Origin of the sequence: Phytoactinopolyspora endophytica (genome assembly GCF_004138495.1) — a bacterium.
In the GTDB taxonomy this organism is placed as follows: Bacteria; Actinomycetota; Actinomycetes; order Jiangellales; family Jiangellaceae; genus Phytoactinopolyspora; species Phytoactinopolyspora endophytica.
This window is the reverse complement of the sequence record NZ_ML142876.1, coordinates 32,059-36,422: the sequence shown is the minus strand read 5'-3', so window position 1 is coordinate 36,422 and position 4,364 is coordinate 32,059. Positions and strand designations below refer to the sequence as shown.

At 66.0% G+C, this 4,364-nt stretch carries 5 protein-coding genes; 3 read left to right on the top strand and 2 right to left on the bottom strand.

Going from position 1 to position 4,364, the window contains the following annotated elements:
- The 3 genes from ELR45_RS32325 to ELR45_RS42235 form a co-directional block, all read left to right on the top strand.
- Positions 1-302 (top strand): hypothetical protein (locus tag ELR45_RS32325; RefSeq protein WP_205857704.1); only part of this gene is annotated, 302 nt, incomplete at its 5' end.
- A gap of 373 nt (positions 303-675) precedes the next feature.
- Complete coding sequence (locus tag ELR45_RS32320; protein ID WP_240760299.1) at positions 676-1,068, top strand: DUF3054 domain-containing protein; 393 nt, start codon at positions 676-678, stop codon at positions 1,066-1,068.
- Between the two features lie 190 nt (positions 1,069-1,258).
- Positions 1,259-2,230: an NUDIX domain-containing protein gene (locus ELR45_RS42235; protein WP_129669948.1), complete on the top strand. Its 972-nt coding sequence runs from the start codon at positions 1,259-1,261 to the stop codon at positions 2,228-2,230.
- Positions 2,231-2,280: 50 nt separating this feature from the next.
- Here the strand turns inward: ELR45_RS42235 and ELR45_RS32310 are convergent, their stop codons facing one another.
- Complete coding sequence (locus tag ELR45_RS32310) at positions 2,281-3,522, bottom strand: endonuclease/exonuclease/phosphatase family protein (RefSeq protein ID WP_129669947.1); 1,242 nt, start codon at positions 3,520-3,522, stop codon at positions 2,281-2,283.
- A 162-nt stretch (positions 3,523-3,684) separates the two neighbouring features.
- Positions 3,685-4,364 (bottom strand): GMC family oxidoreductase (locus ELR45_RS39950; protein WP_240760298.1); only part of this gene is annotated, 680 nt, incomplete at its 5' end.

Below are 4,364 nucleotides of genomic sequence, written 5' to 3'. Positions count from 1 at the left end.
CCACCCCGGGGCGCACGTTGAGGATGTCGCGCAGCCACGCCGTGGTCGACGACGCCCCCAGCCGGCGGCCCAGATCCCGGCTGTCGGTCTCCGCGATCAGCCGGGTCAAACAACTCGGCCTGTTTCGCCGCCAACCCATGCACCCGCGCCAGCACCCCGGGCAGGTCCTCATCGTGGATCGCTGCGGCATCCACATCCAGGCCGTGCTCGAACGCGGCATCGGCAGCATCCAGCACGTCCAGCACCGGGTGTGGTGGGCGTGCGCCGCTGGGGGTGTGGCTGTCTTCGAACATGTGATCTAGCTTAGAACGATCTTCAATCAACATCCAGAGGCAAAATTAAGCTAATGGCGGAATGATGAGGCATCAGCCAGTGAACATATCTCAACTATAGGTAAAAGATGCATGTGCAGGGTGCACACGAAGTCCTCAGCGGAACACGACGACAGCTCGCGAGGATGCGCATGCGCTCACAAGGATGTCCGATCTCTTCGCCGAGATCACCATGAACGTAGGCTGATGGCACATGTAGCGTGAAACAAGTGCCGTGAGCGGATGCCCCACCTCGAAACGAAAGCACACGATGAGTACGCCTGGATCCTCAGTGCCCGCCGATTCCGCACCATCCACCGATACCGCCGCGGGGCGTGCGCCGACAGTTCGGGGCTTACCTGCGGTGTTGGTTGCCGGCCTCATCGACCTCGTCCTGGTCGCGTCCTTCGCGCTCGCCGGCAGGGGTAGCCATAACCGGGAGATCATCTCGGCCGGCTACGTCACCACTGTGTGGCCGTTCGCTGCTGCCACGGCGGTGGGCTGGCTCATTACGCGTGCCTGGCGTCGGCCGTTCTCGCCCGTCCGGGCCGGCCTGGGCATCTGGTTGGTCGCCGTCGCCGGTGGCATGGTGCTGCGTGCACTCTCGGGGCAGGGCACCGCGGCGACGTTCGTCGTCGTCGCGACCGTCACACTCGGGATGTTCCTCGTTGGCTGGCGGCTGATCGCCGCCTACGGGCTACGTCGCAAACACGGCTTGAATCCGCCTGTCACCAGGCGCAACAGCCGCTCGGCCTGATTGGCCATCAGGGCTGACGCCGTCATCCGCGTCTCGCGCCAGCTGTCGAAGGGCGCCTAATGCCGCGTCCCTTCTCTCGGGGAGTCGTGAGAGCTAGCCGCCGCTCCGTCGTCACGTGTGCGATGAGTGCGCGCAGCTAGTGGAGCAGCCAGTGGATAAGCGCGCTTCCTGCGCGTGGTAATCGTTGAAGATGACCCGACGGACGCCACGGCATCACGTGACCATCGAGCTGGATGGTGATGCCGCCCGGCCGATTGAGGAGCTTCGTTCGTTCTGGGACCCGGAGATGCATCGTGTCGCTCGTGCCCACGTGACGGTGGTCTATCCCGAGGAGACCGTCGACGCCGGGCTACTGCTCGAACGGCTAGAGAGCGCGGCCGGCGAGATGGCTCCGTTCGGGCTGCGGGTCGGCCGGCTCACCTGTGACGACGAGGGGCACGGTGGCGTGTTCGCCCTGGTCGACGATCCGGCCGGGAGTCTTGAGTCGTTGAGAGATCGGCTGCTGTTGCCGCCGCAGCGGTTCGCCGGCTACCCGTTTCACGTGACGATCGCGCATCCTCGCACCGCGGCGGCGCCAGCGAGGTGCTGGGAAGAGGTTCGCGGGCACGAGTTCGACGTCTCTTTCCCAGTGAATGAGGTGCTGTGGACGGCTACGGATGAGTCCGCCCGGACGGTGCTCTCGCGGTTTCGCTTCGCCGAGCGCGCAGCGTCAACACGGGTCGCCATGGCGGCGGGAGTCCTGATCGACGGTGCCCGTGTGCTGCTGGCGCTGCGGCATCCGGAGCGCACCTACTATCCCGGAACCTGGGACCTGCCTGGCGGACACGTCGAGCCTGGGGAATCCGCGCGCCGTGCGCTGCACCGTGAGTTGCGCGAGGAGCTTGGCATCGATGCTGTGCTCGGAGCCCCGTGGCGGTACATCGCCGACGATGCACTGGGGATCGGATTGTCGATCTGGGTCGTTCGGCAGTGGCGAGGCGCAGTGGCGAACCTTGCCGAGGACGAACATGAGCGGCTGGGATGGTTCACCCTGTCGCAGCTCGAGTCCCTTGCGCTCGCCCACCCGACCTACACATCGTTGCTTCACCAGGCACTGGAGCATATGAACGACACCGGGATGCCACAGCTCGAACCCCGCGGCATGGACTCTGGCGGAAGGTGACCTGCGCCTGATGATCGTCGGGCAGTCTACGCCGGCCGGTAGCTATGGAGTCAGCGATCCCGCCCATACACCTTGAGATCCGTCCATACCAGCCGGTGGTCGGAGCTCGGGAACGGGAAGATGCCCACCAGCCGGAACAGCGGGTCGTCGCTCAGCGGCCAGAAGACGCCGGAGCCGGCGATGCGGAGGTTCTTGCTCGGCAGGACGTAGTCCACACGCAGGTTGCCCGGTTCGGTGTCGGCGAAGTCCGCGGTGTCGTAGCGCGGGTCACCCTTGTGTGTTGCGTTGGCGCCGCCTTGGAGCTCGGCTTGCTCGACGGCTCCCGCGCTCTCCGGCGTCACCTTGTTGTTCACCCGGGGGTGCTCCAGCACCTGTTGTGCGGCGCCGGGAACGCTGTCTCCGTCATTCGGATCCGCGTTCAGGTCGCCCGCGATCACGAACGACGCTCCGCGTTGCAGGCCGCCCTCATGGCCGTTGTCGTCGTAGATGTAGTCCGACCTGTGGCCGGGCGAGACGTAGTCTGCCCAGAACCGGATCTCGTCATGGTTGCGCGTGCCGTTGCGGTCCTCGGGTCCGTCGAACGTCGGCGGTGTCGGATGACTCGCCAGTAGATGGACGGTAGTGCCCTGGACATCGACCGGCACGTCCCAATGGCTCTTCGACGACAGCCGGAAGACGTCGAGCACCTCCGGCGAGTACCAGTCACCGGGCTCATCGGTGTCCGGGTCATCGGGCAGCAGCGCACCGGGCATATCCGCCCACCGGAAGTTCTGGAACGTACGGATCTCGGAATCGATGATCGGATATTTCGAGTAGACGACCATGCCGTACTGCCCGGGGAACTCACCGAATCCGAAGGCGTCGTCCGGACCCCCGACGGTGCCGTCCCGGTTCAGGTCGAAACCGGACGGGATCCCGGTGTTCGACGGTGCGACGAAGTGGTACGGATAGTCGACGGGTCCAACGCCGTTCTGCGGCACTGACAGGTAGTTGTCATTGAACAGTCGCGCCGCCGTGCCTGCGTCGTCGTAGTCGAACTCGTTGATGAGCAGGACGTCCGGATCGGTCCGTTGGATGATTTCGGCGACCGTCTGCGCCTGGGCGTTGTCCCGGGTCGAAAGGTCGGCCACCAACTCGCCTTCGGTCGAGCGGTTGAGCGAGGCGTTGAACGTGGCAAACCGCACCGGCTCCGGCCGCCCGGTCGACGAGTCCGCGACCACCGCACCAGCCTGGGGCATGAGCAGGACCATAGCTGACGTGATCAGCGCGATCCCCCCGAGTTGCTTTTTCATGGTCCCTCCACGTCGAGCGCGAGCGTGCCGAGTGTCCATGTATAGGGATGGAGTGTGACGTTCTGGTGTACCGCGCGCAAGGGTTTGTCGACATCGATCCGAAAGCTCGTGTCCAGCGCTGCAGATCCGCGGTCGACGTCGGCGTCCAGGCGGATGCTTCGCTCACTGGTCGCCCTGTATGAGGTCGGCGGCTCTCCACGCCGCGGCCATGACCGGGGCGGCGGTGTTGCCGGACGGCATCGCGGGGAAGATCGACGCATCGACGACACGTAGCCCGTCGACACCGCGCACGCGCAGCTCAGCGTCGACGACGTCGTCGTGCTCCGGCCCCATGGCGCAAGAACCGACCGCGTGGTAGATCCCGCCGCCACGCAGCGCGTGCCGAAGGACGTCCTCGGGCTCGGTGACGTCCGGCCCGGGGGACTCCTCGTCGAGCACCAGGTCTGCGAGCGGTCCGGTGGACAGCACGTCGCGGGCCTGGTCGAGTATCCGTGCCGTCACGCCACGGTCATGCTCGGTCTCCAGGAATCGTGCGTCGACCACTGGAGCGTCTTCCGGCTGGGCTCCGCTGATGTGAACGGAACCGGTGGTTGTGGGCCGCAGCGCATAGCCGAGGAACATCATGCCCGGATGATCCGACAATGTCAGTCCGGACCTGCCGGACGGCCGCAGGTCCAGTGACAGCGGCGCCCAGAGCCCTTGCACGTCCGGCCTGTCGAGCTCGGCCGACGACGTGAAGAATGAGACGAGCTCGTATCCACCGGTCGCGACCGGCCCTCGCCGGGTGAGCGCGTACGACGCGCCGGAACGCAACCGGGCGCGCCGGCCGCTGAGCAGCCGGT

What these genes read in the sequence shown, in the direction of transcription:
- ELR45_RS32310 (WP_129669947.1), bottom strand. Translation starts at nt 3,522, where the DNA reads ATGAAAAAGCAACTCGGGGGGATCGCGCTGATCACGTCAGCTATGGTC.
- ELR45_RS42235 (WP_129669948.1), top strand. Translation starts at nt 1,259, where the DNA reads ATGACCCGACGGACGCCACGGCATCACGTGACCATCGAGCTGGATGGT.